Source organism: Desulfobacter postgatei 2ac9 (assembly GCF_000233695.2).
Taxonomy (GTDB): domain Bacteria; phylum Desulfobacterota; class Desulfobacteria; order Desulfobacterales; family Desulfobacteraceae; genus Desulfobacter; species Desulfobacter postgatei.
On the sequence record NZ_CM001488.1, the window covers coordinates 2,528,550 to 2,541,135 of the forward strand.

Sequence of the window (12,586 nt, forward strand, 5' to 3'; positions counted from 1 at the left end):
ATGGCAATTACCAACCACGAACGCGTCGGCAAGGCACTGGCGTCGCTTAAAAAAGGGCTGGGGCCCTTTGCCGAGCGCGAGTTTAAACATATTTACAAAGGTCAGGCGCAAAAGGAAATTCGGCAGATGGTGGCTGATGACCGAATCAATATGGACGGCTCCATGGCCCAGTGGGATGTGGCTGTGCTGCTCAAACTCATGTGGGATTCCTGGAACACGGTTTTCCGTCTGACCCTGGGCCATACGGAAAGAAGTCTTGTCAGCGAGCTTCGGGATATCCGCAACAAATGGGCGCACCAGGAGTCCTTTACCGGCGATAACACCTATCGGGCTTTGGATTCTGCCGCAAGGCTTTTAACCGCAGTTTCCGCACCCGAGGCCGATGATATTGAACGCATGAAAATGGAGCTTTTGCGCCTGCGGTTTGATGAGCAGGTGCGCAGTGAGAAACGAAAAAGCGCAGGCACAGTGGTGGAAAGTGCGGCCACGGGCAATCTGAAACCCTGGCGGGAAATCGTGACCCCTCATAAGGATGTGGCCAGCGGCCGGTATCAGCAGGCTGAGTTTGCCGCAGACCTCTGGCAGGTACACCTGGGACAGGGAACAGACGAATACCGTGATCCAATTGAGTTTTTCCGGCGTACCTTTTTGACTGAGAGTCTGAAAAGCATGCTCAAAGACGGTATTCAGCGTTTGAATGGTCAGGGGGGTGATCCTGTGGTTCAGCTCCAGACCAATTTCGGCGGCGGCAAGACCCATTCCATGCTGGCGTTGTATCATCTGTTTTCAGGGGTCAGTCCCACCACACTTGCCGGGATTGATGCGGTGATGGATGAGGCCGGGGCTGCCACGGTACCAGCGGCCCGCCGGGTGGTGCTGGTGGGCAATAAGATTTCCCCGGGAAATCCTTGTGTCAAACCGGACGGTACTATGGTGCACACCCTCTGGGGGGAAATGGCCTGGCAGCTGGGCGGTAAAAAAGCCTATGCCCGCATCCAGGCGGATGATGAAAAAGCCACCAGCCCCGGGGATGTTTTGCGCGAGCTGTTTCAAGAATATGGTCCCTGCCTGATCCTGATTGATGAATGGGTGGCCTATGCCCGACAGCTTCATGACCAGAGTGATCTGCCGGCCGGCGGATTTGAGACCCAGTTCACCTTTGCCCAGGTCCTGACCGAATCTGCCAAGCTGGCCGGTAACTGCCTTTTGGTCATCAGTCTCCCGGCATCGGATACAGCAGGTTCCCACCATACCCGGGCCGATGATGTTGAAGTGGGCGGGCAAAGGGGGCGCGAGGCCCTGGATCGTCTGCGCAATGTGGTGGGCCGTGTGGAGTCCTCCTGGCGGCCGGCCAGTGCAGAAGAGGGGTTTGAAATTGTCCGGCGTAGGCTGTTCGAGCCCATGACAGATCCGGACCAGTTCAAGGACCGGGATGTGGTGGCCAGAAATTTCAGTGATTTTTATCGTGCCCAGTCTGCGGAATTTCCGCCTGAAAGCCGGGATGCTGATTATGAAAAACGGATCAAGGCAGCCTATCCCATCCATCCGGAAATTTTTGACCGCCTCTATACTGACTGGTCCACCCTGGTGAAATTTCAGAGAACCCGGGGTGTTTTGCGGCTTATGGCAGCCGTGATTCACAGCCTGTGGGAAAAGGGGGATAAAAATCCATTGATCATGCCGGCCAATATTCCCATTGACGACCCGCGGGTCCAGTTTGAATTGACCCGGTATCTTTCAGACAACTGGGTACCGGTTATTGAAAAGGATGTGGATGGCCCCAACGCCCTGCCGTTGCAGATGGATGGGGATGTGCCGAACCTGGGCAAATTTGCAGCCTGCAGAAGAGTGGCACGAGCCATTTACATGGGATCGGCCCCCCTGACCAAGGCAGCCCACCGGGGGATTGAGGATCGTCGCATCAAGCTGGGATGTGTTATCCCAGGTGAAACACCGGCTATATTTGGCGATGCCCTGCGGCGTCTGGCATCAGTGGGAACTTATCTGTACCAGGATGGACCCCGGTACTGGTATTCAACCCAGCCCACCGTGACCAAACTGGCTGATGACCGGGCTGAACAGCTCAAACGGGATCCGGATAAAATGATTCATGAGCTGAATCTTAGGCTGCGGGAGGATCTTAAAACCATGGGGGATTTTTCCCGCATTCACCCCATGCCCTCCTCGGGCCAGGATGTGCCCGATGATCCGGAAGTCCGGCTGGTGATGCTGGGGATTGAAACTCCCTATGGCAGAGAATCGGCGAGCAAAGCAGAACTTGCGGCAAAATCCATATTCGAATCCCGCGGCAACACCCCCAGGCTGCACCGGAATTCCCTTATTTTTATGGCTGCAGATAAAACCCGGCTGCAGGACCTGGATGAGGCGGTCAGAAAATATCTTGCCTGGGAATCGATCCTGGCCGAAGCAACCCAGTTGAATCTTGATCCCCAGCAGGTAAAACAGGCCCAGGCTCAAAAAACAGCTGCGGACGGGGCTGTAAAGGCCCGCCTGCCTGAAACATACCAGTGGCTCTTAGTACCGGTACAAAAGGACCCTGCAGCAATGATAGAGTGGCAGGCGTTCCGTCTGACTGGCCTGGATGCCCTCGCCGTCAGGGCCGGCAAGAAACTGCAAAATGACGAATTGATGATCACAAGTTATGCACCCACACTGCTGCGCATGGAGATGGACCGAATACCCCTCTGGCGAGGGGGAAATCATGTCTCTGTCAGGCAGATAATTGAAGATTTTTCAAGGTATCCTTATCTGCCGCGGCTGAAAAATCCGGCTGTATTGATATCTGCCATCCAATCCGGCCTGTCACTGAGCACCTGGTTCAAAGATTCATTTGCCTATGCCGAGAGTTTTGATGAGACTGAAAAAAGATATCGGGGGTTGCGGACAAATCAGACAGTACCAATGGCAAGTGAAAATCCCCAGGGCCTGCTGGTCAAACCGGAAATTGCACAAAAGCAGATAGAGGCCGAGACCATCCCCTCAGTTTCTCCCATCTCTTTGGGTGGAGATAGTGGCCCTGGCGGGGGGGAATTTCCAAGGCCATTGCCAGGGGATCTGCACCCTGAACCAGAAGGTGATTCAGATAAACCCAAACGATTTTTTGGAACCGTAAACCTCGATGCCACCCGCGTCGGCCGTGATGCAGGGAAAATCGCAGAAGAGGTGATTGCTCATCTTTCCGGTCTGATAGGGGCAAAGGTTACTGTGACCCTTGAAATATCCGCTGAAATGCCAGACGGTGTATCAGATCAGGTGGTCCGCATTGTCACTGAAAACAGCCGTGCATTAAAATTTAGCAGCCAGGGATTTGAGAAAGAATAAGTTCTTTCAATTAGACATTATACCGATTTTTCATAACCTATTGATTTTACTGGGAAGATTGTTTTTAAGGATCTAATAAAATCAAGAACTTAGCCAAAATCGATATAATGTCTATTGATTCCACTCCAAATTTAGAACTGCTGGTTCAGGCACTAACTCAGTTGAGTTTTTCAACAATCTCCGCCACAGCCCGTTCAGCCGTGGCCCCGAACAGGGTCTCAATATCCATAAGGTTGAGGTATTTATCATCCCATGCCACATTTTTACTTTCAAGAACCCAGTCCTTGATCCGGGTGTATTTTCCGCCCAGGGCCTTGATTTTCTTGAGCAGGGTGACTTCTTCTGAGGATTTAAAGGCAATGTTCAAAGACAGAAGAAATTCAATGATGTTGGGTGACGTGGGCGAAGATGAGAGTACCGGAATCACAAGAATGCTTCTGTTGTCTTTCCGGCCCTTGCCGATATATACGTTACCCTCCCTGACAATGATGTTTTTGGTGCCCTTGAGACGGTGATCTGTTTCCACCCTTGAGGTTTCATTGGTCAGAATGCCTGTTTTTGATACCACATCAATGCGGGTATTGGATGTCACTTTTCCTAAAAGACTCAAGCCCGTGATGCGGTAAAGCACTGCGCCTTTAATTTCGGATATGATTTCCTGCAGGTTTTTAAGGACCAGTACATTGGTATTGGTAAGCAAAGAAATCTGGATCTTATGTTCCGCCAGGGCATCAAATACAATGCCTTCAAAGCGTTCACTGGTCCGGCTGGTACCCACGGTAACCGTTTTGGCCTGGTGCTTGATGGCGTCCACAGGCCGGGCCATGACATTGATGGCCTGGTTCATGGTGGTAAAAAAGGTGGACAGCATATTGGGCGGGGTCCCTTTGACGCCAAAATCCACTTCAAAATCCGATACCGGCAGCCTTCCGGACAGGTATTTTAGCAGCAGGGTGATATCGGATACGGTGGTCAAGCCCATGGCACCGGGAAATTCTCCCCGGCGCCTTTTTTGGGAAAACCGGTTGTAGAACTCTGCCACGGTTTCCGTGAATTTGTTTTCTAAAAGCACCTCGTAATCATCATGGCCCATGTGCCTGAACTCTTTAATGATATTTTCTATTTTCAGCCTTGCCTCATAGAAAAATTTTGATCCGGCATTGATGGCAAGCGCTGCATAGTAACCCCAGATATGTCCCACCAGGGTATTGAGAATCGGGGCAAAATGTTCCTGGACTTCGGGTATCTTGAATACGGCCTTGGCATATAGATCAAAGCGGTCTTCGCCCTGGGTCGTGATCACAATGGGACAGGCTTTGTGGGCATGGAAAATGGCTGTGTCCTTAATGATGTCCCCAAGCACGCTTTCCCGGGTGCCGGCAGCACAGACAATGATCAGTGGTTCGCTTGACAGGTCAATGTGTTTTTTATCTTCAACAAAATCGGAGGAGATGGTTTTGTAGCACAGTTCGGACAGTTTGATCCTGATTTCATCAGCAGATGTTTTGTTGGCACCTGACCCTACTGTGGCCCAGTAATTTTTGGAGATGGCCAGCTTGTCCGCACATTCCCTGATCTCATTACCCATGGCAAGCACGGTTTTCATTTTTGCCGGCAGTTCCATCAGCGCCCGGATCTGCTCGTGGATATACTTTTCACTTCTGGCATTGAGCAGGGCGGCTATGTGCAGCCCAAGCACAGCCCCGGCCGTGATCTGGGAGTAGAAGGCCTTGGTGGAGGCCACGGACATTTCAATGTCCCTGCCGGAACTGGTGTACAATACCCCGTCCACTTTGAAAGTCAGATCTGAATCCCTGCGGTTGACAATGGCAAGGCTCCTGCCACCGTGGGCCCGAACCATGTCCACGGTCCGATTGGTGTCCGTGGTGGTGCCGGACTGGCTGATGGCGACAACCAGCGTGTTTTCCATGGCTCTGGTATTTTCACCTTTGCCGCCAATGCTGAACCCGGAAAGCTCAGATGCTTTCTGTGCACGAATATCAATGGATTTACCCCCAAGGTAATGGGTGAGAAGATCCGCACATCCCTGGGCTGCAATACCCGCTGTCCCCTGGCCGATGAAAAATATTTTTTTAATTTTTCCGGACCGTAACTCTTCTTCCAGGTCCGGCGGGATAATCGTCCTGTGCAGATTAATATTGAGAAGTCCTGAAACCGGATTTTGTTTGAATTTGTTTTCCAGTGTTTTTTCAACGGAGAGCGGGGATTCAGATATCTCCTTGAGGAAATAGTGGTTATACCCCTGGCGGTCAATATCCCGGGAGGTGATTTGGCTTTCGAGCACATCATCCCGGGTCAGGGTGATGGGCTGGTTATCATAGTAAAAAGAGCGCACCCCTTCAATACCACCGGCACCCTCCTGGTCCAGGACCACGATCTGTCCCTTTTCTTCCCCCTTGAGTTTGATGTAGTGGCGGGTCTCCTCCACCACACCGTACAATTCAGATGCAGCGATGTAATGGTCCGGGGCAAGCCCCACAAAAATGGCCTGTCCACTGCCTTTCTGCGCCAGAAACAATTTGCCCGGGGCAAGATCTGTGTGCATGGAAATGGCGTGGGACCCCTCGAATTCATTGACCGCCAGGCGGAAAGCCTCTTCAATGGGTGCGCCCGTTTTCAGATGGTGTTCAATCTGCAGCGGAATCAATTTGGTGTCCGTGGTGATCTGGGGATGAATTTTATCGTACCGGGCCTCGTATTCGGTTTTCAGTTCCAGGTAGTTGTCAATATCCCCGTTAAGGCAGACATGGATGATACCGCTTCGGGGTATCCTGGTATCTGTGGATGCATTGTCCAAAGGATGGCAGTTGGCTTCGGTTATATCACCTATGGATGCCCATCTTGTATGGGCCGAGACCGATGACGTCAAGGGTGAAAATTCGGCAAGAGCCTGGAGTATGGGATCTTTTTTAATCTGATTCCTGATAAAGGCGATGTTGTCGCCAAGGGCACCTATCTCTGCGGCAAATTTGTATACAAAACAGATGGTAATACGGTTCTGGGAACCTGGGCCGCTAACTTCATTAACTGAGATGGTGTTGTTTGACAGGATTTGTCGGTTGCTTCTGTTTTCCAAATCTTTGTCGAGCCCACTTTTTTCAAGAACTCTTTTATATTTTGAAAATTCTTTTTCATCCAGGGTGCACAGCACTGAAATGCCTGCCGAATCCCGTCCTCTGACCTCCAGGCGGTCAAGGCTGTTGAGTACGGCATTGATCCGCTTAAAAAGCGCTATCCCTGACGGATTGTTTTGTTTCTCTATGCCCGGGGCCAGATTCGCAATGGCCTCAATATTGTCAATAATCTCTTTTTTCAGGCACCAGACGATATCCTTGAGCAGGTCAATATAATTTGAGGCAATCTCCGCCTCGGGCGTGGATAAGCCCGCAGTCGCAGATTTGAAATCCCGGACTTCATTCGTAAGAATTTTTTCAATATCCTGAGCAATGCCTGACAATTTGCGGGTTTTTTCCCGGTTATAAAACAGGGAGGCAAAACTCGTTTCCTGTTTAAGGTTCTGGGCATGGTCAAACAGGGTGGATAAAAAGTCTGCGCCGCCCAGATAATTTTCTGAAACCATGGGGGGGTTGCCTTTGGAGAGCGGGCCAAGACGATTTTGTGAAAGGGTTTCAATGCCCTTGGACAAGGAATCCAGATCATTTTCACAGGCAGGCCCTTTAAATGCCACAAGGGCACAGATCCCGCAGCCCAGGGTGCAGCCGGTGTCGGGAAAAAAAAGTAGGGTGTTTTCCTTCACCGATGACAATGGTTTGCCCATGTCTACATTTATTTTTGCAATGTCTTTAAGATAATTAAAAAGTTGTGCTGAAAGATTGTCCTGCCATTTCATATGTATCCTCCATATAGCGCTATGTCCTAGACGGACACAACAAAGAATGAAACCATAAGCAACCGATATATAAAACTAAATGAGCGCCGCTGGCGCTTCATCCTCTACTCTCTTGTTTCTTGTCTCTATTTTCTTGGGTGGGGGCGCTGAAATAGGTTTTCAGCATATTTTTTGCGTGGATGCTTGCCCGGGTCCCGATATATTTGCCGTGACCCACCACCACGGCGACAATTAAAGTACGGTTTGTCACTTTATGCTGTCCGAATCCCGCAAACCAGTCATATCGAATGGTATGCTCTTTGTTGGACAGGGAGCCGGTTTTCCCTCCGATCACAAGATCGGATAACACGTCATCCCGTGAATACCCAACGAAGCGTTTCCTGGCTGTACCGCTCGATATGGTTTTTTTCATTAATCTCATCATGGTTGCCGCTGTTTGGGGACTGAAAGGTGTTTTATATATCTCTTTGGTGCTTTTGTAAATCAGGTCTCCGTTTGAAATTGATATGCTGTCAACAAGGCGGGGTACAAGGATGTTCCCATTGTTCACCGCCGCTGAAACCATTGCCGCGGCAAATACAGGTGAAATAAGGGTGTCCCGGTTAAATCCGCTCCCAAGTTCTGCTATATGGTAATCAGAGCCGGTGGTGTCAAAATGGGGGGCCGGGAAATCAAAATCAGTATCCGGGCTCTGATTAAAACCAAATTTTTGGGCAATATCGTTAAGTGCCTCTTTGCCAAGGGTAATTTGCCCGAGTTTGCCGAATACCGGGTTAATAGATTCGGCAAAAGCGGTCTCCAGGGAAACCTTGTTGGTATATTTGCCTTTCTGGTTTGCTAACTGCTGTTGGTACAGGGTGTGTTTTCTGCCGGTGAAATAAAGGGGGGTCGTGGCGGTATAATTTAATTTTTCCACGGCAGCAGATGCGGTGACAATTTTGAAAATGCTGGCAGCCGGATAGTCGGCCAGTGTGCAGGGGTTTACGGTCGGATCGTTCGGATCAAACCCTGCCATGGCTTTTATGAATCCGGTATCGGCATCCATGGCGACCATGCCGATAAGTTCGGGCTTTCCCCGGTCCAATGTCTTCAAATAGTTCAGTGTGCTGATCAGTTCTTCCTGAAGGCGTGTATCCAGTTGGGTGTGGATGGTAAATGCCCCGGAAGGGCAGTCCGCAAATAATACGTCTGTTTTTGAATTGAGAATATCAATGCTTTGGATCAGGGCTTTGACTTGGGATTTCCCAAGGTGCTTGGGCGGGACCGGCTCACTGACAATTTTGTCCGGTTTTTCGGGAAGCGGTCGATCACTTAATTTGGAAACCGTGTTCACTCCAAACCAGAGCAACACTGCGGCTGCAACACCAAGACAGAGAACCCTTCTCATTTGGCGTATTCGCTTGGCCATGGCCTGTTTCTTTTTTAGCTCAATATAGTCTGTCTGAAGTTCTCGCCAGGAACGATGTGTTTTAATGGAATGCAAAAGCTGATCTCAAAATATCAATATGTTTGAATGGTGGACTATTTAACCTGGCCACCGGGCTTCGAACTACCGTTGAATCCGGAAAGAACAAGGTCTTTTTTCACACTTGCCGCAAGCACCATGCCCTCGGACAATTCTCCCATAAGTTTCACGGGTTTCAGGTTGGCGACAACAATGACCTCTTTGCCCACCACCTCTTCGGGTGTGTAGGATTTGCCTATGCCTGCCACGATCTGCCGGGTCTGGGTGCCTAAATCCACTTGAAGTTTAAGTAATTTGTCCGATTTCTCAATACGTTCAGCAGAGACAATCTTGCCGGCTCTTAAATCTATTTTGGAAAAATCATCAATGGTGATTTCTTCTTTTAATGCCGGTTTGAGCGGTTTGGGTGCAGGGAGTTCAGCCGCTTTTTTTTCAACGTCCACCCGGGGAAAAAGAATCTGGGGCGTTGCCAGAGTAATGCCGCAAGGCATCTGACCCCAGGGCCGGATGGCATCAAGGGTGAAAAACCCTTTTTCAGGCAGCTCAAGGCCAAGGGCGGTAATGATTTTACCGCTGGTTTCCGGCATGACCGGCCAGATTAGACCGGCCACAAAGCGGATACCATCGAGCAGTTCGTACAACACCGTACCAAGATCGCCTGTGCGTGCCGGATCTTTGGCCAGGCCCCAGGGTTCATTGGTAACAATGTATTTATTCATGGCTGATACCAGTTCCCATACGCTTGCAAGGGCCTTGTGAAACTGGCATTCTGCCATGGCGGCTGTGTACGCGTCAAAGGCTGCGGCAGCCTCGGGTTCAAGGCTTAAATTTTTGTCTGAATCCGGAGACGGGCACTGGACAGTACCCTTGAAATACTTCTGGTTCATGGACAGCACACGGGAGAACAGATTGCCCAAATCATTGGCAAGGTCTGAGTTGATCCGTGAAACAATGACATCTTCGGTGAAATTGGCGTCCAGACCAAAGACCATCTCCCGCATAAGAAAATATCTGAACGCATCCACGCCGAACCGGCCGGTGACCTCCACAGGGTCGGTGACATTGCCGATGCTTTTTGACATTTTAGAACCCTGAACATTCCAAAAACCATGGACGTTCAGTCCGTTGTATATATCAATGCCGGCCGCCTTAAGCATGATGGGCCAGTAAATTCCATGGGGCTTGATAATGTCCTTGGCCACAAAATGCCGGGTGGTGGGCCAGAATTTTTTAAACATATCCCCATCAGGGTATCCAAGGGCCGTGATATAGTTGACCAGGGCGTCAAACCATACATAGGTGACATACTCTTTATCAAAGGGCAGGGTGATGCCCCAGGTCAGTCGGGTTTTGGGCCGGGAGATGCACAGGTCTTCCAACGGTTCCTTGAGAAATGAGAGAATTTCTTTTCTGTACTGTTCAGGCCGGATAAAGTCCGGGTGGGTTTCGATGTGTTCAATGAGCCAGTCCTGATACTTGCTCATTTTAAAAAAATAGTTTGATTCCTTGATGGTTTCCGGCACAGTACCGTGGTCCGGGCATTTGCCGTCCACAAGCTCCCGCTCCTGGTAGAATCTTTCACATCCGAAGCAATAAATGCCTTCATAACTCGAAAAATAGATCTCCCCTTTTTCGTAAATGGTTGTCAGAACGGATTTTACCACCTCAATATGCCCGGGATCGGTTGTCCGGATAAAGTGGTTGTTTTCTATATTGAGCAGGGGCAGAATATCCTGGAATAGTTTGCTGATCTTATCTGCGTAAGCCTTGGGTGTGGTGTTTTCCTTTTCAGCAGCCTGAACGATTTTATCCCCGTGTTCATCAGTCCCTGTTAAGAAAAAGGTGTCTGCGCCTTCCATCTTTTTAAAACGGGTGGCGACATCTGCTGCAATGGAGGTATAGGCATGGCCGAGATGGGGTTTGGCATTCACATAGTAAATGGGCGTGGTATAGTATTGACAAGTCATTGAGATGAATTTCCTGTGTTTTCTTTTTGCAGTTGTGACAGAAATATTTCCTTTTCCATGTGGTCATCAAGCCTGATGGTGACGCTTTGTCTCAGAACATTCTGGCGGACCACCTTGCCTTTGACATCTTCAACTGTAATGGTTTTGCCCAGTTTAGGCATTTTTTTTTTATAGTGGCGGTAAGTCTCATCTTCAAAGGTCAGACAGCACATCAGCCGGCCGCATACCCCTGAGATTTTAGTCGGGTTCAGGCTTAAGCCCTGCTCCTTTGCCATTTTTATGGAGACCGGATCAAAGGTATGCATAAAAGATGAACAGCACAATTCCCTGCCGCATTTTCCTACACCGCCCACATGTTTGGACAGATTTCGGATACCTACCTGGCGCATTTCAATACGGATGGAGAATTCCTTGACCAGAAGTTTGATCAGTTCCCTGAAATCAATCCTGCCGTCCGCCGTATAAAAAAATGTCAGCTTGTTTCTGTCAAATGTACTCTCCACACTGAACAGGTTCATTAAAAGGTCCAGGTCTTTTATGCATTTAATGCAGTATTCATGGGCCTGCCGTTCCAGTGACGCAAGTTCCGTACGCCGGTTAAAATCCTCCTGGGTAGCCAGTCTGACAATATTTTTCAAGGCTTTTTCATCTTTGTCCTTTTCCCGGGGAGGAACGGCAACAATCCCGAATCCCAGACCCTGTTCTGTTTCAACAATCACCCGGTCTTCTAAGTTCACGGCCAGGGCGTTGCTGTTGAAATCGTATATTTTACCTGCGGTTTTAAATTTAACGCCGGTAACAGTTACCATAAAATTGGCCTCTTTATTAAAAGTTCCAATAAGTTGTTGCATTACTTTCATGTTTTGCCGTAGGTTGCGCCTGGGTGTTGAGGCCGGGTCAGCCCATGGGTGTTATTCAAACAAGGACAAGGAAAGGAAAAAACGGTCAAGGGTCAGTCTTGTGCCGCTGTTGGATTCCAGTCTTTTTTCCGTTTCATGAAACAGTGTTATCCATGTTAATATCCTTGAATATGAATGCACCTTACTAATATCTTTAAATACACTTAAAAAATCAAGGTTAACTATTTTATCCGGCATGTATTTTAATATGCAAAAGTCTCTGAATACGGTTCGGATTACAGCCATGGCATCATGAATATACTCCGGGCGGGCCGACAGGAGTCTGGATAAATCAAGGCCTTTAAAACCACTTTGATGCTTTGGCGTTGTGAGAAATCCGCATATCTCTTTAATCAGCCATGCCCGAAGGCTTTTATGGTCGGGTGCGTTCCCTTTATTCAGTCCGGAAAGGCGCAGCGCCTGGTCCAGGTCACTTCCGGCCGTTCCGCTGATAATATGCGCAGTTTCGGGATCAAGCCCGTATTGCGTACATAAAATCGTTTTGATTTCGTGGTCTGCAAGAGGCTGGAAGTCAATGCGCCGGCACCTGGATAAGATGGTCGGTAAAAGGGGTGCGGTGCGTTCTACTGCAAGGATGAAGAATGTTCGTCTCGGCGGTTCTTCAAGCATTTTAAGAAGGGCATTCTGGGCCTGGGGATTCATTAAATCTGCATGACAGATACACACCATCCTGAAAGCAGCTTCATTGGCACGTGATGCAATGATGCCGCCAATCTCCCGGATTTGGGAAATGGTGATAATCTTTTTGTTGTCCGCCGGGCCAAGAAAGATCATGTCCGGGTGCACGCCTGCAGATATTTTTTTGCATGAAACGCATGTATTGCAGGGCCGGCCGCTGTTTGCACGGCAGTTACAGGCCTGTGCAAAAAAAAGCGCAGCCTGTTTTTTGCCGGTTCCCCGGGGACCGTGAAAAAGCAGGGCATTGGGGATCCGGCCGGTCTGAACAATATAGGTTAATTCAGATAATGGCAGATACGAGGGAAGCGTTTCCGGCTTCGTTTCGGAAGGTGCAAGAGGCATA

6 protein-coding genes are annotated in these 12,586 nt (G+C 49.5%); 1 reads left to right on the plus strand and 5 read right to left on the minus strand.

The genetic code is table 11. The features are described 5' to 3' along the window. A complete protein-coding gene (locus DESPODRAFT_RS11525) occupies nt 1-3,342 on the plus strand; it encodes a Swt1 family HEPN domain-containing protein (protein ID WP_004073680.1) in 3,342 nt (1,113 codons plus the stop codon). Between the two features lie 157 nt (nt 3,343-3,499). On the opposite strand, the gene DESPODRAFT_RS11530 is transcribed toward DESPODRAFT_RS11525, so the two are convergent. From DESPODRAFT_RS11530 to holB, 5 genes are all read right to left on the minus strand, one after another. After that, nucleotides 3,500-7,213 carry an SIS domain-containing protein gene (locus tag DESPODRAFT_RS11530; protein ID WP_004073681.1) on the minus strand — a complete coding sequence of 1,238 codons (3,714 nt, stop codon included), beginning with the start codon at nt 7,211-7,213 and terminating at the stop codon, nt 3,500-3,502. A gap of 97 nt (nt 7,214-7,310) precedes the next feature. Further along, complete coding sequence (locus tag DESPODRAFT_RS11535) at nt 7,311-8,696, minus strand: penicillin-binding transpeptidase domain-containing protein (protein ID WP_004073682.1); 1,386 nt, start codon at nt 8,694-8,696, stop codon at nt 7,311-7,313. A 38-nt stretch (nt 8,697-8,734) separates the two neighbouring features. Then, the gene (gene metG / locus DESPODRAFT_RS11540; RefSeq protein ID WP_004073683.1) at nt 8,735-10,645 is read right to left on the minus strand and encodes a methionine--tRNA ligase; all 1,911 of its coding nucleotides are present in this window, start codon (nt 10,643-10,645) and stop codon (nt 8,735-8,737) included. After that, the gene (locus DESPODRAFT_RS11545) at nt 10,642-11,454 is read right to left on the minus strand and encodes a PSP1 domain-containing protein (protein ID WP_004073684.1); all 813 of its coding nucleotides are present in this window, start codon (nt 11,452-11,454) and stop codon (nt 10,642-10,644) included. Before DESPODRAFT_RS11545 ends, metG begins: the two co-directional genes overlap by 4 nt. Nucleotides 11,455-11,556: 102 nt before the next feature. Beyond that, nucleotides 11,557-12,585, minus strand: a complete 1,029-nt coding sequence (holB, locus tag DESPODRAFT_RS18725; protein ID WP_004073685.1) for a DNA polymerase III subunit delta' — start codon at nt 12,583-12,585, stop codon at nt 11,557-11,559. Nucleotide 12,586: the final 1 nt, after the last annotated feature.